Source organism: Aerococcus sp. Group 1 (assembly GCF_000193205.1).
Taxonomy (GTDB): domain Bacteria; phylum Bacillota; class Bacilli; order Lactobacillales; family Aerococcaceae; genus Aerococcus; species Aerococcus urinae_A.
Map to the genome: position 1 here is coordinate 273,020 of NC_015278.1, position 21,218 is coordinate 294,237.

The 21,218-nt window shown below is 35.1% G+C and carries 21 protein-coding genes and 2 pseudogenes; 20 read left to right on the plus strand and 3 right to left on the minus strand.

What is annotated here, in order from left to right:
• Positions 1–4: 4 nt before the first annotated feature.
• The 7 genes from HMPREF9243_RS01290 to HMPREF9243_RS01320 all read left to right on the plus strand — a co-directional run bounded on the left by HMPREF9243_RS01290 (position 5) and on the right by HMPREF9243_RS01320 (position 4,165).
• Positions 5–499 (plus strand): PTS sugar transporter subunit IIB, encoded by a 495-nt coding sequence (locus HMPREF9243_RS01290; RefSeq protein WP_013669635.1) that lies wholly within the window; start codon positions 5–7, stop codon positions 497–499.
• Positions 500–512: 13 nt separating this feature from the next.
• Positions 513–956, plus strand: coding sequence for a PTS sugar transporter subunit IIA (locus tag HMPREF9243_RS01295; RefSeq protein ID WP_013669715.1), 444 nt, complete (start codon positions 513–515; stop codon positions 954–956).
• Entirely contained in the window at positions 956–1,891 is a 936-nt protein-coding gene (locus tag HMPREF9243_RS01300; protein ID WP_013669018.1) for a phosphoglycerate dehydrogenase, read from the plus strand. Before HMPREF9243_RS01295 ends, HMPREF9243_RS01300 begins: the two co-directional genes overlap by 1 nt.
• Positions 1,892–1,935: 44 nt before the next feature.
• The gene (locus HMPREF9243_RS10820) at positions 1,936–2,208 is read left to right on the plus strand and encodes an HAD hydrolase-like protein (protein WP_041705819.1); all 273 of its coding nucleotides are present in this window, start codon (positions 1,936–1,938) and stop codon (positions 2,206–2,208) included.
• A 17-nt stretch (positions 2,209–2,225) separates the two neighbouring features.
• Positions 2,226–2,600 carry an HAD family hydrolase gene (locus HMPREF9243_RS10825; protein ID WP_308662069.1) on the plus strand — a complete coding sequence of 125 codons (375 nt, stop codon included), beginning with the start codon at positions 2,226–2,228 and terminating at the stop codon, positions 2,598–2,600.
• A gap of 6 nt (positions 2,601–2,606) precedes the next feature.
• Complete coding sequence (locus HMPREF9243_RS01315) at positions 2,607–3,497, plus strand: hypothetical protein (RefSeq protein ID WP_013669221.1); 891 nt, start codon at positions 2,607–2,609, stop codon at positions 3,495–3,497.
• Between the two features lie 206 nt (positions 3,498–3,703).
• Positions 3,704–4,165 (plus strand): transposase family protein, encoded by a 462-nt coding sequence (locus HMPREF9243_RS01320; RefSeq protein ID WP_013670036.1) that lies wholly within the window; start codon positions 3,704–3,706, stop codon positions 4,163–4,165.
• 35 nt (positions 4,166–4,200) lie between these two features.
• Here HMPREF9243_RS01320 and HMPREF9243_RS10170 read toward each other — a convergent pair.
• Positions 4,201–5,627, minus strand: a protein-coding gene (locus HMPREF9243_RS10170; RefSeq protein WP_101560582.1) for an IS3 family transposase whose coding sequence is annotated in 2 segments (ribosomal slippage) — positions 4,201–5,117 and positions 5,117–5,627 — 1,428 coding nt in all. Because the reading frame shifts where the segments join, the coding sequence is not laid out codon by codon here.
• 66 nt (positions 5,628–5,693) lie between these two features.
• On the opposite strand from HMPREF9243_RS10170, the pseudogene HMPREF9243_RS10175 reads away from it, so the two are divergent.
• From HMPREF9243_RS10175 to HMPREF9243_RS09730, 12 genes and pseudogenes are all read left to right on the plus strand, one after another.
• Positions 5,694–6,686, plus strand: a pseudogene (locus tag HMPREF9243_RS10175) (ISL3 family transposase); the annotation flags it as partial.
• Positions 6,687–7,188: 502 nt separating this feature from the next.
• On the plus strand, positions 7,189–8,571 hold the full coding sequence (locus HMPREF9243_RS01340) for a glycoside hydrolase family 1 protein (protein ID WP_013670014.1): 1,383 nt from the start codon (positions 7,189–7,191) through the stop codon (positions 8,569–8,571).
• 9 nt (positions 8,572–8,580) lie between these two features.
• A complete protein-coding gene (locus HMPREF9243_RS01345) occupies positions 8,581–9,669 on the plus strand; it encodes a DUF871 domain-containing protein (protein ID WP_013669528.1) in 1,089 nt (362 codons plus the stop codon).
• Positions 9,670–9,792: 123 nt separating this feature from the next.
• Entirely contained in the window at positions 9,793–11,712 is a 1,920-nt protein-coding gene (locus tag HMPREF9243_RS01350) for a PRD domain-containing protein (protein WP_230082311.1), read from the plus strand.
• A 12-nt stretch (positions 11,713–11,724) separates the two neighbouring features.
• Complete coding sequence (locus tag HMPREF9243_RS01355) at positions 11,725–12,042, plus strand: PTS sugar transporter subunit IIB (RefSeq protein WP_101560566.1); 318 nt, start codon at positions 11,725–11,727, stop codon at positions 12,040–12,042.
• Positions 12,043–12,045: 3 nt separating this feature from the next.
• Positions 12,046–12,371: pseudogene (locus HMPREF9243_RS01360) on the plus strand (PTS lactose/cellobiose transporter subunit IIA).
• Between the two features lie 9 nt (positions 12,372–12,380).
• On the plus strand, positions 12,381–12,851 hold the full coding sequence (locus tag HMPREF9243_RS01365; protein ID WP_013669806.1) for a DUF3284 domain-containing protein: 471 nt from the start codon (positions 12,381–12,383) through the stop codon (positions 12,849–12,851).
• Positions 12,835–14,214, plus strand: a complete 1,380-nt coding sequence (locus tag HMPREF9243_RS01370; RefSeq protein ID WP_013669046.1) for a PTS sugar transporter subunit IIC — start codon at positions 12,835–12,837, stop codon at positions 14,212–14,214. The genes HMPREF9243_RS01365 and HMPREF9243_RS01370 overlap by 17 nt, the downstream gene beginning before the upstream one ends.
• A 645-nt stretch (positions 14,215–14,859) precedes the next feature.
• A complete protein-coding gene (locus HMPREF9243_RS01375) occupies positions 14,860–15,912 on the plus strand; it encodes an ABC transporter substrate-binding protein (protein WP_013669987.1) in 1,053 nt (350 codons plus the stop codon).
• Between the two features lie 83 nt (positions 15,913–15,995).
• Positions 15,996–17,681, plus strand: a complete 1,686-nt coding sequence (locus HMPREF9243_RS01380; RefSeq protein ID WP_013668678.1) for an iron ABC transporter permease — start codon at positions 15,996–15,998, stop codon at positions 17,679–17,681.
• Complete coding sequence (locus HMPREF9243_RS01385) at positions 17,647–18,243, plus strand: ABC transporter ATP-binding protein (RefSeq protein ID WP_155811968.1); 597 nt, start codon at positions 17,647–17,649, stop codon at positions 18,241–18,243. The genes HMPREF9243_RS01380 and HMPREF9243_RS01385 overlap by 35 nt, the downstream gene beginning before the upstream one ends.
• On the plus strand, positions 18,240–18,695 hold the full coding sequence (locus HMPREF9243_RS09730) for a TOBE domain-containing protein (protein ID WP_049776714.1): 456 nt from the start codon (positions 18,240–18,242) through the stop codon (positions 18,693–18,695). Before HMPREF9243_RS01385 ends, HMPREF9243_RS09730 begins: the two co-directional genes overlap by 4 nt.
• An 85-nt stretch (positions 18,696–18,780) precedes the next feature.
• Here HMPREF9243_RS09730 and HMPREF9243_RS01390 read toward each other — a convergent pair whose 3' ends face one another.
• Together HMPREF9243_RS01390 and HMPREF9243_RS01395 are read right to left on the minus strand one after the other, a co-directional pair.
• Positions 18,781–19,458 (minus strand): HAD family phosphatase, encoded by a 678-nt coding sequence (locus tag HMPREF9243_RS01390; protein WP_013669795.1) that lies wholly within the window; start codon positions 19,456–19,458, stop codon positions 18,781–18,783.
• Between the two features lie 31 nt (positions 19,459–19,489).
• Complete coding sequence (locus tag HMPREF9243_RS01395; RefSeq protein ID WP_013668667.1) at positions 19,490–20,161, minus strand: fructose-6-phosphate aldolase; 672 nt, start codon at positions 20,159–20,161, stop codon at positions 19,490–19,492.
• Between the two features lie 244 nt (positions 20,162–20,405).
• Between HMPREF9243_RS01395 and HMPREF9243_RS01400 the strand changes: the two genes are divergently transcribed.
• Entirely contained in the window at positions 20,406–21,206 is an 801-nt protein-coding gene (locus tag HMPREF9243_RS01400; protein ID WP_013668910.1) for an SDR family oxidoreductase, read from the plus strand.
• Positions 21,207–21,218: the final 12 nt, after the last annotated feature.

The window sequence follows — 21,218 nt, forward strand, 5'->3', positions numbered from 1 at the left end:
ATTTATGGGAGAAGTTGTTTTAGCAAGAGTCGACGCACGTTTAATTCATGGGCAAGTATCCACTAATTTAGTTAATTCGACTGGAGCCAATGCTATTTTTGTAGCAGATGACCCTTCAGCACATGATGATTTTGCTAAAAATGTCATTATTAGTGCTGGCGGACGAACCGGACAAAAAATTCGCGTTTTAAAAGAAGAAGGTTCCGTTCGTTATTGGAAGGACCGTCAATATGACAACTATAAGGTGCTGTTCATGACTAAAACGATTGAAGCAGTGTATAAAATTATTAAAGAAGGCGTTCCAATTAAAAAATTAAATATTGGAGGTTTACCTCAACGTCCAGGTTTAACACCGATCATCAAAGAAGTAGCAATCAATCAAGAACAATATGATATGCTCAAAGAATTACGTGATGATTATGACGTAGAAGTCTATTTCCAAGCAATTCCTTCCTCCACTCGTGTGGAATTAAAAGATGTCGCTAATAAATTCGAGTAGAGGAGTTGATAAAATGGTTGGACTCTTATTAATAAGTCATGGACGTATGGCAGAGGGCATGATTGATAGCCTTGCTTTGATCGGTGGGGTTGATGAACATATTGATTATTGCTCTTTAGTAGCTGGTCAAGATTTTGAAACTTTTAAAGAAGATGTTCGCCAGTCTATCAAGGCGCTTGATAGTGGCGATGGGGTCTTAGTCTTTGTCGACCTATATGGGGCCTCTCCTTTTAATGCAACACTACAAATTTATCGAGAATTATTGAAAGAAAATATTCACATCCGTGTGATTACTGGTATGAATTTACCTATGCTACTAGAAGCTAATGCCATGAAATCAGCTTTGAGTCTTGGTGAACTTACCAATATGGTTTTATCAAGCGGTCAAGAATCCATTCAAGAACCAATTTCTGAAATTGTTAACAATGAAGTGGAAGAAGAGGGAGATGATTACTAATGGCGAAAGTATTAATTACACCGCGATCCTTTGCTAAATATAATAAAGAAGAAATTGTGCAACTCTTTGAGGAAGCTGATATTGAACCTATATTTAATGAAACAGGTACGATCTATACAGAAGAAAAACTTATTGAGTCAGTTTCAGATGTAGATGGAATTATTGTAGGTGTCGATCCAATCACGGAAAATGTGATAAACAATGCACCTAAGCTGAAAACTATTGCTAAGTATGGAGTCGGCATTGATAATATTAATGTTGAACTTGCCAAAGAAAAAGATATTACCATTACTCGTACGATAGGTGCTAATGCAAGTGCAGTTGCTGACTATGATTTCGCTCTATTAATGGCTGTTGCTCGTAGAGTCGTTGAGATTAATAATGCAGCTAAAGAAAAAATCGATTGGTCTAAGAAAATGGCCCTAGATATTTACGGCAAAAAAATCGGTATACTTGGCTTAGGTGCAACAGGGCGTGAAACAGTTAAACGCGCTCAGGGCTTTGCTATGGATATCTATGGTTATGATATCTATGAAGATAAAGATTATATTAAAGAAAACAATATTCACTTTACCCAAGATTTAACAACCATATTTAAAGAATGTGATTTTATTTCCATTCATATACCATTAACTGAAGATACTCATTATTTGATTAATAAGGACCTTTTTGCAATAGCAAAACCTAACTTAGTATTAACTAATACAGCTAGAGGAGGCATTATTAATGAAAAGGACCTTTATGAAGCACTAGCTAATAAACAAATTTTTGGTGCTGGAATTGATGCTTTTGAGCAGGAACCACTAGAAGATTCACCTTTACTAGGTTTAGAAAATCTAATTATTGGAACACATACAGCAGCTTCTTCTGTTGGAGCAAGTGAGCAAATGACTTTTCAGGCGACTCAAAATGTTATTTCAGAAATTCAAAGATAACATTCGTCTTGTATTAATAGAATGTGCGAATAAGGATGAAATGAATGTCAATAATACATAAAAATTGCATTATTTTCGATATGGATGGTCTTTTGGTCAATAGTGAAATTGTTTACCATGATGCCTGGCACCAAAGTTTTAATGACTTTGATATTGAAGTGCCAGATGGACTAGTTACATCCTGGATTGGCCAAAGCGCCCGTAATGTTCACGATAGTTTAGTAGCTATTTGCGGAAGTGATGAAAAAGCTAAAGAAGTTCGGTCCTATCGGGAAACCTTATTTTTAGATTTATTGCTAAAGATCATGTCCAATTAAAGCCCTATGCAAGGGATATTTTGGATTATTGTAAGGCGACATTTGATGCTGTTGGCTTAGGGTCATCAGCCCCTAATGTTAGGGGATATAAAATGCTAGAACACTTTGAGATTAGCAAGTATTTTGACCATATTTTATTTGCCCAAGATGTGAAGCATAATAAACCTCATCCGGAAGTCTATTTGAAACATTTGGATTATCACCAAGTTGATGCAGATGAAGCTCTGGTTATTGAGGACTCTATCGTGGGAGCTCAAGCCGCGAATAATGCTGGAATTGGGGTTGTTTTAGTGCCTGATAACGAATTTCCTAAATCTTCTGAACCACGACCAGACAATGTTTTACTTGAAGTAGATAACTTAAATGAAGTCATTAAATGGATGAAGGACTAAATAACTATGGAATTGAAGGATCTTATTGCCAGTTTTGGTATATTTCAAAGTCGGCGATTCTACAAAAAAGAAAAGTTTCGCTATTTACAAATGTTAGGACAAGAAATGAAAGCTTTAGGCTGGCCAACTAAATTTATTCATACAGAAAAACAAGTTCTACTAGAGAAAATTCCTGTGATCCATCTACTATCTGGTAATTTAGAAAAGGCAGATACGATTATAATGACTAATTATGATACACCGCTCAACTCTTTCTCATCAACGCAGTTTGCATTCATGGGACAGAGCAAGAAGTCCTTTGTTATCAATAGTCTGATATCCTTAGCTGTTGTAATTATTTGCTTTAGTGCTGTTCTCTTTTATTTCTATCCTAGACTTCAAGCTGATGGACTTATTAGTTGGAGTGGTTTATATTTTGTTCTTGCAGTAATGGTCAGTTTGTACTTAATCACTCGCTATCGGAGCGGATTTCCAAAGCAAAATAATTTGATTATCAACAGTTCGAGTATTATTTCTATGTTACTTTATGCTAAAGAGATAAATAGTGATAAAGTCGCCTTTGCTTTTATTGATCAGACTTTACCTTTAGAAGAAGTATTAGCAGTTATGCAACAGCTTCTAACGCATAAATGCCAAATTATCCACTTAGATGCTGTAGGAAGTTCGGGAAATCTTTCGGTGATTTCCGATTCTTATCTTGATTTAACTGATCGAATCGATTTACTAGGAAAATCTGAAACTGCTTATGCTGATTATCCTGCTGAAATTATGATCACTTCGGGAGAATATGAAGAAGGGAAGATCAGGGTTCGTAACCAGCTAGAAGATAATGATATGGAAGCTTTTGAAAGAAGACTTCAAGAAGCGAAAAGTTTGTTAAGTCAGATTGTTGAATAAAATAGAATTTATTATCCTATAAAAATAAACAATATAGTTTCCCTTAAGTTGGACTTGATGTTCTAACTTAGGGGAATTTTTAGGTTCTATAATATTTGGTGTTGATGGGAGCCAACGGCTCTTCATTGGCACCATTTTTTGATACACAAAAAGCCATGGAAGGCCTATACTGAAAATACAATCCAAAACACAGAAAGGCGGATTCCATGACTCAATCTAATTGTATACAAAATCTCTTTAATATAAAAGATGAAAATATTGAAATTGAAGATAAAGTAGTGGAGGAAAAGAAAAATAATATCATTCATAAGGTTATTTTTGGAACCTTAACTAACCATCCTTCTCACTGTTCCCATTGCGGACATATCAACGAATCACAAGCTGATATCGTTAAAAATGGATTTTATTCAAGCGATATCTTACTAACGACCATTAATGGAGGTCAACCCGTTACTTTGCGTCTTAAAAAGCAACGTTTCTTTTGTAAGCACTGCCAAAGGACTTTTAATACTGAAACCCCCATAGTGGCTATGGTGACCCCAATAAGTTGGACTTTATATATAGTGAGTTGGCCTTTGGCCAGCTCTTTTTTGTTGCTTACAGTTCTTGCTTATTTCTTGCCGACACATTTACTCAGAAATTTAAACTTGTCAAGAGGAAGAGCGTAGCGGCTCTTGATAAGTTTAAAGTTTATGTGTAATCATTAAGCGGCGAAAGAAGCGTGATGAAGACGAAATTCTATAGGACTCCTAAAATCTAATTTTTCTTTGATTCTTTCACCATTGTAATAGATTATAAAATCTTCAATCGCTTGTGCTAATTCTTCAAAGGAATGATAAGTCCGACCATAGTAGACTTCTTGTTTTAGTAGACTAAAGAAATTCTCCATTGGCGAATTATCTAAGCAATTTCCTTTACGAGACATACTTTGAAAAATTCGGTGATCCTTCAAGAGCCGGGTGTAACTTTTCATTTGATAGGCCCAGCCCTGATCAGAATGAAAGGTTCTTCTGTATGGACATAATTTACTTGCTTCAATGGCAGCTTGTAGCCCCTCCAACATGCTTTGTCCATTAGGCTGATGTGTTATCTTAAAAGAAATAATTTCTCGATTAAATAGATCCATGTAAGGATCTAAATAGAGTTTTCCAGTTTGATAATTCCCAGAATCATCGGCATAGTAGTATTTAAATTCTGTTGTGTCTGTTGTTATTTTTTGATAAGGAATGGTCGAATCAAACCGCCGGTTGATACGATTTGGCGCTATCTCTCCAATCGTTCCTTTGTAGGAATTATATTTTCTTGTCTTTCTAGTATAGCTAGTGACCTGTATCCCCATAATTTTCATTAGGCGTTGAACTTTGTTTTTACTGACCTTATAACCACGGGAAAGCAGTTCAGCTCGCATTCTTCGATAACCATAATCCTTATGGGTTTCTCTGATGTCTTTCATTTCCTCTTTTAAATCGGCATCCTTATCAATTTCCTCATCTTTATTTTTCCAATAAAAGTAGGTCGATTTAGGAAACTTTAAAACGCTAAGAATATCTTTTAAAGCATATTTTTCATCATGGAGACGTGTGATTTCGGTCACTATTTCTTCTTTTCTCGCTTGACTCTTTGAGCCACACGTCTCCTCAATCCTTTTAAAAATTTGTTCTCAATTTCTAAATCCGTAATCCGTTGTTCAAGTTCCTTTATTTTTGCTTCACTTAACTGATTGGTTTCGCTGCTATCCTTTATTTGATTGATTTGTGATTTCTTTTTAGACACTTTAGGTGGCCTTCCTTTCCTCGCGGAAAGGCCATCAAGTCCTCTTTCATGATAAGCTCTTCGCCAATTAGCGATTAGACTTGGATTATTCATGTTTAATGAATTGGCCAATTCGCGATAACTCATTTCCGTACTTTCATACAATTCTATCGCATTTAATTTGAATTCAACAGTATAAACCTGTTGAGTCCGCCTTTTCTTTAAACCATCTACACCAAATTCATAATAGTTATTAACCCACCTTCGTAAAATAGAAGGATCTATTCCTGCTTTATTAGCTAAGGTTCGATAACTTCCTTTTTTCGCAATATAGTCTCCTACTAAATTCAGTTTAAATTCTAATGAATATTTAGACATAAAAATAACCCCCAAAAGTTGAATTCTTAGTCCAACTTTTGGGGGTCACTACAGGCAGCTAATTGCTATATTTCTAAACCGCTAAAAACTGCGATTACTTTTGCTCTTAGTGAAACGATAGCGATGACTCTTATCGGTAAACAACACAATGTTTCTGTATCGACGGTGATTCGTCTTCTAGAAGAAAGAGGGAAAGCATTACTACCTAAATTTAATTATTTGCCCCAGTGCCTTTCTTTTGATGAATTTAAATCAGTGAAAAATGTTAGTGGCGCGATGAGCTTTATTTTTATTGATCCCCTAAACCATCGGTTAATTGATATTGTTGAAAATCGACAAAAGAACGAATTAATCCACTACTTTATGCGTTTTTCTTACAAAAGTCGACAAGCTGTCAAAATAGTTACGATTGATATGTATAGCCCTTATATTGAAGTTATCCGCGCTTGTTTCCCTAATGCAAAGATACTATTTGATCGTTTTCACGTTATTCAACATCTTAATCTGGCAATCAACTCCGTACGTATTCAACTGATGAATCATATTCGCTATCAATCACCACGTGATTATCGCAAATTAAAACAGTTATGGAAGTTACCTTTAAAAAATGAATGGGAACTTGACTATAAAAACTTATATACACATCGACTTTTTGACGGTCTCGTTTCAGAACAGATGATTGTCGATTACCTCATCAATTTATCTCCCGAATTGTCACGTACCTATACCTATGTTAATCGCCTAAAATACAGTATTTATACCCATGACATTCAGTCATTTAAAGACTTACTCATTGAAGTCAAGAAGTACACTTTTCCACGTAGAGTACGAACTATTTTTCAAACCTTAGAAAGATATCAAGAAGGTATTTGTGAAGCTTTAACGTATACTTTGTCTAACGGTCCAATAGAAGGAATGAACAATAAAACGAAACTGATCAAGCGCACAGGTTATGGCTACCATCGTTTTGATCATTTAAGAATACGTATAATAATGGCTTCTCGCTTGGTATGTAATGATTTCCAACCTCGTTCACTCACTTTTTCAGAAGCAGCATAATCTTTGTGGTATTTATTCATTATTTATAATATTGCTTTCTCACTCTCTGTCTTCGCCTACGGCGAAAAAATAAGAAACAAGAGGCCTTTTAATCGTACCCTTTTTCACCTATCAGAAGCTATTAAAAAATGCCATACCATTTCTGATATGACATTAATTATAAAAATTCCTATCAACACTATTTGACAGAGAACCAATTTTTATTAAAAGCATATAGTAGCATTCCTATCCATTATATAGTTTATATAATATATGATATCCATAGCAATTTTTAATCTTTACTATAATTTTAGCTATTAATAATTAAATAATAGTATCTAATAAACTTATAAGAAATGACTTTGTTCAAAAACGATCAAGTTTTAATTTTTATTAAAAATATAATAATTATCATCAGCACATTTCCGTATCGCTAAGGAAAATGTTAAAATGTAAGCGCTTAATATAAATAGTATAATGTAAAAAGAGTTATTTCCTTATCAATATAGAAAGGAGTCTTAGAATGATTAAGTTTCCAAAAGATTTTTTATGGGGAAGTTCAACATCGGGTCCTCAAAGTGAAGGTAGAGAAGCAGGAGACGGCAAGGGAGATAATATATGGGACTATTGGTATAAAATAGAACCGTTTAAATTTCATAATGAAATTGGGCCGGGTGAAACTTCTACATTTTATAAAAATTATAAATCTGATATAAAGTTACTAAAGAAAACAGGTCATACAATTTTTAGGACCTCCATCCAATGGGCACGACTATTTCCTAATGGAACAGGTGATATCAATGAAGAAGCCGTCAAATTCTACAAGGATGTCTTCCAAAGAGTAAAAAATGAGGACATTCAATTAATGGTTAATTTATATCATTTTGATATGCCAATGGAACTACAAAAGATTGGTGGCTGGGAAAATAGAGAAGTAGTCTACGCCTATCAAAATTATGCTCAAACTTGTATTGAGTTATTTAATGATTATGTTGATTATTGGATTACTTTTAATGAACCAATTGTGCATGTTGAGTGTGGCTATTTAAATCAATATCACTATCCTTGTAAAGTCGATCCCCAAGCTGCAGTACAGGTAGCTTATCATACTCAATTAGCTAGTTCGTTAGCTGTTAAGTCAGCTCATGATTTTAATAAAAATATTAAGATTGGGATTGTTTTAAATTTAACTCCTGCATATCCGCGGAGTGATCACCCTTATGATAAAAAGGCTGCTAATATAGCTGAACTCTTCCAAGCTAAAAGCTTTTTAGATCCATCGGTTAAAGGTGAGTATCCAAGAGAACTCATTGAATTATTAGAAGAACATAATTTACTTCCAAGTTACAACAAAGAAGACTTAAAAATCATTTCAGAAAATACTGTAGATTATTTAGGAGTTAACTATTATCAACCACTGAGGGTAAAAGCGCCAGTAAATGTTAGAAATAGCGATGCGCCCTTTAGCCCTGAATATTATTATGATACTTATGAAATGCCAGGTAGAAAATTTAACCCCTACCGCGGATGGGAAATATATGAACAGGGAGTCTATGATATTGCTATTAACATAAAAAATAATTACGGCAATATCCCTTGGATTCTGACTGAAAATGGTATGGGAGTTGAGGATGAGGATAGATTTAGAGTTGATGGGCAAATCCAAGACGATTATAGAATAGAGTTTATTCAGGGGCACTTGAAAAAACTGCATAGTGCTATCCAAGAGGGGGCTAATTGCAAAGGTTATTTGCTTTGGACATTTATCGATTGTTGGTCCTGGCTGAATGCGTATAAAAATAGATATGGCCTCATTGAATTAGATTTAAAAACACAGAATAGGATTGTAAAAAAATCAGGTGAATGGTTTAAACAACTAAGCGAAAATAACGGATTTGAGGAGTAGGCGTATACAATGAAGCTGGGATGTGCAATTTATCCAGAGTACCATGACTATTCGACTATTGAAAAGTACTTAACCAAGTTAAAAAAATTTGGATTTAAAAGAATATTTATTTCTCTACTACAAATAAACGATGCAGAAACTTTTACTAAGTACCAAAAAATTTTGGAGTTTTTAAATAATGAAGACTTTCAAGTTGTTGCAGATGTTAATCCAGATGTTTTAAATAGACTTGGGTGGAGTGAAGATTTAATAGGGAAGTTGAATAACTATGGAATTAATATCATTCGTTTAGATGAAGCTCCATCCTTAAAATACCTCGCAGAGCTCACACATAATAATCATGGAGTCAAAATTGAATTAAATATGTCAACTCATCCAGAAATTTTAAGAGAATTAATAGAGATGGGTGCTGATAAGAATAATATTACAGGAAGTCACAATTTTTATCCTAAAAGATATACAGGTTTATCAGAAAGACATTTTAAAGAGATGACTAAATTTTTTAGAGATTATGAGGTTGAAACATCTGCATTTGTTAATTCCCCATGTAGTAATGAGGGGCCGTGGCCTTTAGCCGAAGGATTATGTACTTTAGAAGATCATAGATATAAAAATTTAAATTACCAAATTAATTATTTCAAGGCTTTAGGAAATATAGATAATGTCATTGTTGCCAACCAATTTATGAGTGAAGAAGAGATGAAACTTCTAAGTGAAGCAGTTGAAAAACCGGTTACTTTTCAGGCTCAATTGCTAAATGATATTTCTCCTATAGAAAAAGAAATTGTGGAATCAATGCATGTTTATCGCGGAGATATTTCCCATTATGTGATTCGTTCGAGTAATAGTCGTGTCAAATATGCGAATTCAGATATCAAACCGATCAAGCAATCAAAACAGGTACATAAGGGGGACATCATGATTGATAATAACCTTTATAAACGATATAAAGGAGAACTTCAAATCGCCCTAACTCCTTTTGAAGTATCTGATAAGACTAATATCGTCGGACAAATAGATAGTGATTATATTCCATTACTTGAAAATCTAAAGCCATGGGCTAATTTTAAGTTTGATATGGGAAATGATATTAAATGAATGGAATAGCTAAAAATAGATGTAAGTATATTTTAGGAGATGATACTCATTTTAAGAAAAAAGGAGTGGGAAATCCTGAAAATTTTATGGAAAGACAGGAATCAATATACTAGTAGCCAAGAAATGGCCATGTTAATAGGTGCATCTGATAAAACTATTCGTAAATACACTAATTTTTTAAAGAGTAGTCTTAAAGGTCATGGAGCAGAAATTCAAGCCAAACAGGGTAATGGCTATCAGCTAGTCATTACTCAACCAGTTATTTTTGCTGAATTTCGTGAACGAGAAACTAAGAAACACGCTGATTATAAAATAGCGACCAATGTTGATGATAATTTCGATCGAAAAAAATATATCATTAATAAGTTGTTTTTAGAAAGCGTGATTTTAAAAAGGAATGAGATTGAGCAAGACCTTCATATTAGTTCAACAGTAGTGTTTAAATTGATTGCTGATATTCGTTCTTTACTAGCCGAGTACGACATAAGCGTTGTTAACACAAAAAAAGGGTTAGAAATAAGGGGGAGTGAATTAAAACAAAGGCAATTTCTAATAGATTATTTCTTCTCTAGAAAATTTAATTCATCTTTTATGATTAATTTACAGAATACAGTTTTTGATTCTTCGATTAATCTGGGAGAAATAACAGTTATCGTACTAGATGAGATACGTAATGCAGACTTATACGTATCAGACTTTGTCATTGAAAATTCAATTGTTCATATTGCCTTAATGGTTCAAAGATTAAGGAATGGAAATACGCTTATGAGACATTTACTTGATGATTTAGATAAGCAAGGAAAAAATTATCAGGTAGCAAAAAATATATATGATCGTTTAGTAAGATCCTTTCCAGATATTCGTATACCGGAAGTTGAAGCTGAGTATATATCTATTCACCTAATTTCAAGGAATAATAAAAAATTAAGCATCAAAAATACGGAAGTTGATAAAGAAATAAAAACAGCTATTAATAATTTTTCTGAATTAGTGAATGGAAGGATACAAAATGATTCCATACTTTATAAGGGGCTAGTTGATCACTTTAATCAATTATTAATTCGTTTACAAAATCAAATAGAAATTTCCAATCCAGTACTACGCGATGTTGAAAAATACTACAGTGAAGAATTAGCAATAACAAAAAAGAGCTTCCAATCGATAGCTGATATTTTAGACTACCCCATTAACGATAATGAATGGTCATATGTAACTTTACACATGATAGCGGCGATGGAAAGATATTCTAATAGTCAAAAAATACGCGTGCTTATTATGTGTGCCACTGGTGTTGGTAGTGCACAAGTTATGAAGAACCGATTGGAACGTGAGTTTGGAAATGCCTTATCCATAAGTAAAGTTATTAGCTATTATGAGTTGGATAAGAAGGTTTTAAATGAAGTAGATTTAGTGATCTCTTCTATAAATGTTGACGGTCTTTACTTACCTGTTCCGGTTATAAATGTAAGCGTTATCATAAATGACTCTGATATTAGAAATATAAAAAAATTTGTAAATATAAAGACAGATAATAAAAGAAAATTAAGTAATAGTGACCATAAATACGAAAATATTCAGAATGAATATGTTTTCTATAATTGTTTTAGCGAAGATCGATTTATTGTTACACATAAAGAAAACATAAATAAGGAAAAAATGCTTTCTCACATGATTGCACTATTGGAAGACAACCCTCAAACGAATTTTAATGAGATGTTTTTAAGAGAAATCAAAATAAGAGAAACGTATGGGCCTATTATCTTTAATAATATATTAGCTATTCCACATCCGACAAAGCCTTTAACTAAAGATGAAAAAATTGTAGTAGCGATTATAAAAAAGGGCCTATATTGGGATAGCGAAAACCCTAATATACGATTTATCTTTTTATTGTCTCCTTCGATTACCAATAATAAAAATATGAGGCAAGTAAGTAATTCCTTAGCAAAGATTATAGAAAATAAGAGCCTTGAAGATGAGCTTCTAAACATTAATAACTATAATGATTTTAAAAATATAATGCTAAAAATTTTAAGTTTGTAATAAGAAAGAGGTATATATATGAAAACGATTATGCTCGTATGTAATGCTGGAATGTCTACAAGTTTATTAGTCACTAAAATGCAAAAAGCAGCAGAAAAACTGGACCAAAATTTTGATATTTTTGCTATACCACTTTCTGAAGTAGAGGAGAATGTTGCTAATAAAGATATTGATGTCTTACTAGTTGGCCCTCAAGTGAAGTTTATGAAGAATGAATATGAAAAAGCATACGGAGACAAATTAAAAGTGGATTCTATTAATATGCAAGACTATGGGACCATGAATGGGGAAAAAGTTCTCAATGCAGCTATTGAATTAATGGAGAAGTAGCAAATGAGCGATGAACAATATCTACAAGACATCATGGGATTGATCATGTATTCAGGTGATGCTAAAGGAAAGGCTATTGAAGCTATACAGGCTGCCAAAAAAATAATTTTATCTTGGCAGAAGAAAAATTTAAAGAAGCAACTGTCTCTTTAAATACTGCTCATAAATCTCAAACTGGTCTTCTAACGGCAGAAGCGCAAGGAGAAAAATTGGATATCAATTTATTAATGATTCATGGACAGGACCATTTAATGACAGCTATCACTTTTATTGATCTCGCTAAAGAAATTGTCGAAGTCTATGAAAGAAAAGCTCAGGAAGCTAACTAGGTGGGTGTCATGCAAGTAGAGAGAATATACCATATAACGGCTGAAGCTTTCTTTTTGGAGCTGAAAAAATTAGCAATCAATGATTTTGAGGTGAATACAGGAGAAATTTTTCCTTCTGACCAGTCTCTAAAAGGATTAAAATACATAAAAAACTTTGGTAAGAATAATGCTAATCAGGCAAGAGTTGAAATAACAAAATTTGAACCATTTAAAATATACGAAAGTTTAATTAAGTCAAATAGAGGAAGCCAAGTGATCACTTATTCAATTGAAGAAAAAGATAGTAATTCAATTGGTGTGACCTATAATGAAAAATTAGAAGATATAGATTTCTTTACAAAAATCAACTATAAATTATTACTTCCTTTTATGAAAAAGAGGCTAAAAAAGAATATAGAAAACAGGCTTGATTATATAGCGGATAGAGCTATTGAAAGTGAAGATAAAGTGATGGGGGATAAAAATGAGTTTTCAAGATAAATTTATGGAGATATCCGGACGAATAGGCTCTGAAAAGCACTTGGTAGCAATTCGTGACTCATTTGTAGCAATGATGCCAATTACTATGGCTGGATCAATTGCAGTCTTATTAAATGTGTTCTTTAGAGATATACCGACTAATTTAGGCTGGGATAATTTTGTAAATACAGTCCAACCACTTATAGATATAAATGGCTATGTATATTTTGGAACGATTACCATTATGGCCTTATTCTTTGTATTTACACTAGGTTATAATTTATCAGTTGCATATAAAGTAAATGGTCTATCTGGTGGTATTATTGCTTTTTCATCATTTATTGCCACTATTCCACAAATTGCAACTATTTCTTCGGATATTAGTGGAGCAAGTAATGAAGCAGTAAATGTTCTTAAGGATATAGGGTTAACCATTACAGAAAATGATGGAACTACTCTCATGGAAGCTAGCGGCTTAGGAGCTATTCAACTATCATATGTTGGAGCAACCGGTTTATTCACCGCTTTGGCTATTGGATTTCTTTCAACAATGATCTATATTTGGTTAACTAAGAAAAATCTAACGATTAAATTACCTGAGAGTGTTCCACCTGCTGTTAACAAAGCATTTGCAGCTATTATACCAGGACTTATAGCAATATATGCTTCTTCAATAGTAGCCTACGGTGTTTATAAGTTATCAGGAATACCTTTGAATAATTTAATTTCTACATATGTACAACAACCTTTAATGGGACTTTCTCAAGGTGCCGGAAGCGTTATATTATTAGCTTTCTTGGTACAACTTTTCTGGTTCTTTGGCTTACATGGGCATAATGTTTTAGCTCCTATTATGGATGGAATTTACTTAGCAGCTTTAAATGAAAATACCGCGGTTTATGAGACTACAAGAAGTATTGCCGAATTACCATGGACCTGGACAAGAGGCTCCTTTGATGCCTATTGTCAAATGGGAGGATCGGGAGTGACTTTAGCCTTAATTTTAGCCATTTTCTTCTTTTCAAAACGCGAAGAGTATAAGACAGTATCCAAGCTGTCATTCCCTATGGGAGTTTTTAATATAAATGAACCAATGATTTTTGGGATACCTATCGTTTTAAATCCATTATTCGTTATTCCATGGCTTATTATTCCACCAATTTGCGCTGGTATAGCATACTTTGCAACAGCAGTCGGTTGGATACCTCCTGTATTCTTAGCAGTACCTTGGATTACTCCACCAGGACTATATGCCTATTTAGCTACAGGGGGAAGTATTGGAGCAGCTTTAGTTTCATTATTTAATATGTTTATTGCTTTTCTAATCTATATTCCATTTGTACTGAATGCCAATAAAGTTAAGACTGTAGAAGAGGAAGAGTAATAGTGAATAATAATCGTTTAAAGTGGTATTTGTTTATAATAGCCCTTGGACTTTTTATTATTTGCATGAGCTACACTGTATCTAGGCCTCTTTTAAGTATTATATTTGGTTTAGCGCTGATATTATTTGGATTTATAAAGATAATGAAAAGAAGATAAACACTATGACCGAGTTGGGTGATACCAACTCGGCCTTTTTTTGAGTGACTCGGGATGAGAATTAACTCAAAGTTCATTATAGTTTTTGTTTCTGAATCTTTTCTATTCAAAAATACCTCCAAATGTATACTAACCACCCAACAATAAAGAAAAATTTACAAAAAGCTGTTCAACCTATGTTTCCCGATGTTTTGTTTTATATAACTGAATAATATTTATTATATTACTTGGATTTCTTTACATATTTTTCGCCAGCTTAACGTAAACTACATTGTATTTTTACTTCAATTTTACATGAAATTGCTACAATGAATTTGTTAAAAAGAAACTGTGGTGTCAGAAAGTAAGCATTCCTGTAAAGAGAAAATATGCTATTCGACTGATATCTATTATATAAAGGTCAGGCAAGCTCTAACTGTCATCATTTTATTGTAGCGTCGCCAAATAAACGGATAACTAGCATTTTAATTTGTGGAGGATTCGTGTAATGAAAAAGTTGTTTAAACCCTTATTATTACTGTTTACTTTTATCTTTCTTTTTGGTTGTTCTACAGCTGAGCAGCCTAGTGATTCAAACAACACGGGATCGAGCTCAGGTCAATCCGAAGAAAGCCATTCTGCTTCAGGTGAATTTGTTCTTTATACTTCTCAACCTGAAGAAGACATCAATAAATTGGTTGCAGAATTCAATAAAGAGTATCCCGATATAAAGGTGAATATATTCCGTTCAGGTACCGAAGAAGTTATTTCAAAAGTTATGGCGGAAAAGGAGACTGGAGACATTTTAGCAGATGCATTGCTTGTTTCGGATAGTTTTACATTCGATCAATTAGCAAATGAAGATCTGCTTCAGTCCTATGAGTCCCCTGAACTTGATAAGATTCCTAGCGACTATGTGCATCCTGATTTTAAGTATACAGGGACAAAATTAATTGTGACTGGTATAGCAGTGAATACAGATATGGTAGATGCTAATGAAATCGAAGGCTTTAAAAGTATGACTGATTCCAAGTATAAAGGCATGCCAATGATCCCAAGTCCCTTGTATTCAGGAGCGGCTTCTCTAAACCTATCGATCTTGACCCAGGATGGTAATTTGGGTTGGGATTTCTATGAAGACCTTAAAGCTAACGATGTCTTTGTCGGGCAAGGGAATGGGACTGTTCGAGATGCGCTACTTAATGGTCAGCAAGGCATGGGGATGTTAGTGGATTATATGGCAATCCGCGCCAAAAACGATGGGGCACCTATTGAATTTGTTTACCCAGAAGAGGGAGCTCTCTATGTTACAGAGCCGATCGGAATTATTAATGGGGCGAAAAATGCAGAATTAGCCCAATATTTTGTTGATTTTATTCTTTCACAAAGAGGCCAAGAAGTCACTGCAGAAATTGGTTACACACCAGTTCGTGAAGGCGTTCAAGCACCTGAGGGGCTAAAAGGGGTTTCTGATATTAAAACCATGGGCTATGACTCTGATAAGGTATTGGAAACACGTGATGCAGATAAGGAAAGATTTGCAGAATTATTCGGTCAATAAAAATTATTTAATTGAATAGACAGAGGAAAAGGTTAAGGAAGGTTTTGTCTTTAGCCTTTTCTTTATATGAAAGAGTGAACATCATGCAAAAGCAACATTCCAAATTATCTTGGCGATTTATCTTTTCCTTTATTGCCTTAATAGTTTTTATCTTCCCCTTACTTACCATAATAATGAAGGGGATTGAGACACCAACCGGGCTTGGTTTTGACAATTTTTTGCTTATTTTCGAATCAAACCGTACATTTCAAGCCATTAAAAATACTTTAATATTAGGCATTGGATCAACCTGTATTTCCTTTATTTTGGGTCTATTGGTAGCCATCATTGTTGCCTATACCAATATTCGCTTTAAAAGAACTTTTGAACTATTAACCATTCTGCCATTTGTTATTCCGGGTTATATTATGACGCTATCTTGGACATCTGTTTTTGCCTTTAATAGTCCAATTAATAGCCTCTTAACTCAGTTAGAACTTCCTATTGTCAATTTGTATTCAATGGGGGGAATGATCTTTATATTAGGACTTAGTAATGCCGCTCTTGTCTATTTAAATGTCATTGATATCTTAAAGAAAATTCCTATTGAACAAGAATGGGCTTCGCGTGTATCTGGATATAACATGGTAGCAACGCTTAAAAATATCAACTTGCCCTCCGCTAAGTATGGAATAGCAAATGGGATTATTTTAGCCTTCTTAAGTGCTATTGATAATTTTGCTATTGTTTCTACATTGGGAACGCCTAGTGGGATTCCTGTGTTAAGTACCTATATTTACGAAAAAGCGATTGGTTTTGGGTCGCATAGCTTTAATGAGGCTGCCGTTCTCTCTATCATTTTGTCAGTTATTGGTTTTACTGGAGTAGCCTTTAGGGCTTATATGCTAAGAAAATCTCTTGTTATTGATACGCAGAGACCTCGCGCTAATGATCGTATTCAGTTAAGTTCTAAATATAGAAGAACGCTCGAAGGAATAATGTTTATCATTTTACTCACATTAAACATTCTTCCTTTAGTAACTATGTTCTTCTCATCCTTACAAGTTGGTTATAGCAGAAGTATTTTTGATATATCCAATATGGCTTTGGACAACTATGCCTTTATCTTCCAAACTCCTTCCATGTATAACGGCTTTTGGAACAGCTTTATCTTAACGACCTTAGCCATTTTAGTCTGTTTAATGTTAAGTATTTTTGCCACCTATTACAAGTCACGCATCGATTCAAAAGCAACATCCTTATTGGAGCTGGGCGCCTCGATTACTTATTCAACGCCTGGGATTGTTCTGGCTTTAAGCATGATTCTTTATTGGAGTAACATCCCTAATGTTTATGGCAGCTTATTGATCCTATTTATTGCTTACATCACACGCTACTTCCTGGTGATTTTTAACGGCTCATCCACAGCGATTACTAGTATTCCTTTCTACTTGGAAGAAGCGGCACAGATTTCAGGGTCAAAGAAGCCTCAAATTTGGCGCAGGATTATTTTACCCTTGATGAAAGGGCAACTATTATCGAGTTCCTTCTTAATGTTTAGCAGTGCATTGACGGAATTAACTTTATCCTCCTTGTTAGCTGTTGCCAATACGAAAACGATTGGATTAACGATTTATAATTTACAAACCAGTGGCGATGTCAATACTGCTCAAGCTTATTCTGTTTTACTGACCTTATTCATTTTATTACTCTTATATTGTAGAAATTATTTACTAGGCAAGGAGGAAAAATCAATTGACGGATCAAATGAAAATTACTCAGTTAAGTAAGACCTATGGGAATAATGTGGCATTGAATAATATATCTGTTTCATTTGATAAGGGTGAATTCATTGCTATTTTAGGGCCTTCAGGTTGCGGGAAGACGACCTTCTTACAGTCAATCGCTGGTTTTTTAACTCCAGATGCAGGCACCATTCAATTAGGGGATAAACTTCTCTATCAGGAAGGTGAAAGTGTGCCTGTGGAAGAAAGAGGGTTTGGCATGGTATTCCAACATTTTGCTCTTTGGCCACATATGTCAGTCTTTGAGCATTTACTATACCCATTAAATAGCTCTGTACTTGAGAAGCAATTTAGTAAGGAAGAAAAAAAGCAACGAATCAATAAAACTTTAGACATGCTCCAACTACAGAATCTTAAAAATCGCTATCCTCATGAATTATCTGGGGGACAAAAACAGCGTGTCTCTCTGGGAAGAGCTTTGGTTTCTGGCCCAAATGTTTTACTCATGGACGAGCCCCTCAGTGCCTTAGATGCCTATTTAAAAGATTCCATGATTCATGAAATTAAAAAATACACCAAACCGTTGGAGCTACTTTTCTCTACGTGACACATGATCAATTAGAAGCCATGGCTTTAGCAGATCGCATTGTCGTGATGAACAATGGCGAAATATCTCAAATAGATACCCCTTATAATCTCTATCATGCCCCGGCTAATGACTTTGTCGCCCAATTCATCGGGAGATCGTCCATAGTGAAAGGAACATGGAATAGGGGAGAATTCACCCCTGAAAATGGGGTAAAGGCCCTGTGGAAGAAAAAGCAAATTGATAATTATTTTGTTGAGCGTAATATCTATCCGGTTAAAGCAGAAGAATTTATTCTCAACAAGCAAGAAAAGGGGATCCCAGGAATAGTTACAGACAAGCAATTTATGGGGCAATATATCAAGTATTTAGTTCAGTTCAAATATGAGAAGGAAATGGTCGTTGAGGTTATTTCCTCTGCTGATGATATAGCTGTTGATGTCAATGACCTAGTATTTTTGGACGTGGAATAATGGTCAGTTACTGAATAGCTGCTAAAAAATAAACCAGCGAAGATCCTGAGACTTTTGCCCCAGACTCTGCGCTGGTTTTTATATTTTATTTTTCTAATTCATTTTTTACTTCTATTAAAGAAGCATAAACACCGACTAAATAGGCTTCATCTATCTGTTCCAAGTCTTCATCCTTTAGTGGAACTTCTGGCACATAATAAGTAGGAATCTTAGCCCGGGTACTTGCCAGTAAACCATTCAAAGAATCTTCAAAAGCAACTGCTTTTTGCCCGTTTAATTGGTAATGTTCTAAGACTTTGAGATAAATATCGGGATTTGGTTTGCCACCTTCAACCTGATCACCGTAAATTGCAAAATCGATATATGACATTAGACCACTGCTTTTTAAGACGCTTTCTCCGCGATCTTGTGGTGAAGAAGTCGCCACAGCAATTGGGATGGCTTTTTCTTTTAGATATTTCAATAGTTCTAAAGCTCCATCTTTACGGTCAATTTTCCCCTCACTAATAGCATATTTAAAGTAAACGTTCCGTTTTTCTCTTGCTTTCTTAGCTAAGTCTTCATTTCCGCCTAAGAGATTTTGAATAATATGATTATTGTGTTGGCGGTTTCCTCCCCGCATCTGATCCAGGATTTCCTGGCTAATACTTACCCCATAATCCTTTAAGACATGGCGCCAACCAGCGTGGTATATCTTCTCTGTATCTACTAAGGTGCCATCGAGGTCAAAAATGACTAATTTTATCTTCTTACTATCAAGCATCTTTAATTCCTTTTCTATAAATTGGCATGATTTAAACAAAACTATCCCGTTCATGGATAGCGGTCCAGTCGGCAGAAAAGTCAGTGACCGCTTTTTGAATGTTGGCGTTATCCACAAATTTATCCACAACGTCGTCCCCAACGGTCACGTATTGAGCCCCAGCTTCTAGGGCGCTGGTCACTTGGTTAATATTCTTAAAGGAGGCTGCAAGAATTTCGGTTGCACTATTGGTCCGTGCTAATTGATAAGATACGGAAGAAATCACTTCGTAGGGGTCGGTATCTAAATTGAGCATGCGGTTCACATAAGGCGCGAGGAAATCAGCCCCCAGTTCGGCAGCTAGGAGGGCTTGGATTTTAGAATAGATGCCGGTAGCGGTAATGCGGACACCTTCTGCCTTTAAGGTTTTGATGGCCTGCAAGCCTTCCTTATTCACTGGAATTTTCACACATACTCGGTCATTAACCGCTTCTAAGATATCATGGGCATCCTTCACAATGCCTTGGTAATCCTTAGCCACCACTTGGACATGGAGGTCTTTATCGGCACCAATCACTTCTTGGATGGCATTCAGTCGTTCGACCACATCAATTTTACCTGCCTTCTTCAAGATGCTGGGGTTGGTGGTGACGCCCTCTACAGGTAAATAGGCCACATAGTCTTTGATTTTATCTAAGTTGGCGGTATCTAAAACAAGTTTCATTCAACTCTTCCTTTCTTCGAATCCTTCAGAAAACTTCACTCGAAACCTTTCCCAAGCAAAGTTTCCCATCACTTCTATCTATAGTTTACTAAAAATATCAAAAATGTCAGCGCTTTTATTGAAAGGATTAGTCAAAGACTTTTTTTATCGCGGGAAAAAACCTTGTATTAATTTTGATAGCGCTTACCGCTACAATAATAAGCGTAAAGAAAAGAACAAAAAAATTTAGAGAGGTGAATCGATTATGGAAAATTGGTTAGGTATTGAAGGTAAAGTGGTTATTGTCACAGGGGCTTCCTCAGGGATTGGGGCAGCCGTGGTGGAAGAACTCTTGAATGATGGCTGTAAGGTAGCCAACTTTGACATTTCAGATAACCATGTCGAACACGACAACTTACTCTTCGTTCAAACCGACGTGTCATCACGAGAAAATGTAGAAGCCAGTGTCCAAAAAGTGGTGGACCACTTCGGTACTGTGGACGCTGTGGTTAATAATGCTGGGATTAATGTGCCCCGTTTATTAGTTGATCCTAAAGATCCTAAAGGAAAATATGAATTAAATGATGAATTATTTGATAAAATGGTAGCTATCAATCAAAAAGGTGTCTTCTTGGTTGCCCAAGCGGTGGGTCGGATCTTAGTAGACAAGGGTCAAGGCGTGATTATCAATATGGGGTCTGAATCAGGACTGGAAGGTTCCGAAGGCCAAAGCCCTTATGCAGCAACGAAAGCAGCAGTTTACTCCTTCACCCGGTCATGGTCTAAGGAATTAGGTAAGCATAATGTGCGCGTGGTTGGTGTAGCACCTGGGATTTTGGAAGCAACTGGTTTGAGAACTTTAGCTTATGAAGAATCACTTTCTTATACTAGAGGGATTACTGTGGACGACCTCCGTGCAGGTTATTCAAAGACCACAACAACGCCACTAGGCCGCAGCGGGAAACTGAGTGAAGTCGCTGATGCGGTAGCTTACTTAATCTCTGACCGTGCTTCTTATATCACAGGCGTAACCCTCAATGTCGCTGGAGGCAAAACAAGAGGCTAGTTAAGGAGTGGT